This is a genomic window from Paenibacillus sp. GbtcB18 (assembly GCF_019091125.1).
In the GTDB taxonomy this organism is placed as follows: domain Bacteria; phylum Bacillota; class Bacilli; order Paenibacillales; family NBRC-103111; genus Paenibacillus_F; species Paenibacillus_F chitinolyticus.
Genome location: NZ_JAGXJX010000884.1, coordinates 1 through 235 on the forward strand (window position 1 = coordinate 1; position 235 = coordinate 235).

At 64.3% G+C, this 235-nt stretch carries 1 protein-coding gene; it reads right to left on the reverse strand.

Annotated features, from left to right (window positions below):
• Nucleotides 1-235 (reverse strand): hypothetical protein (locus KVT34_RS31200; protein WP_217563392.1); only part of this gene is annotated, 235 nt, incomplete at both ends.

A 235-nucleotide genomic window follows, 5' to 3' on the forward strand; every position in this document is an offset into this window, starting at 1 on the left:
TTCCAGAGAAGCGCTGCGGGTTACGTCGCCTGCCTGCGGAGCTGCCGGATCGGGATGGCCCAGGCTGATGGGGGTGCGGCGCACCTGTGCCGTCTGCCCGAGATTTCCGCCCACGTAATCCCCGGATTGCGGAGCTCTTCCGCTCCAGAAATACGTTTCCCCCCTGCCGTCGGTCATGTTCGCAAGCACGTTGCTTTCCCAGGCCGGAAGTGTGCTGATCGGATCGGTGAACCCG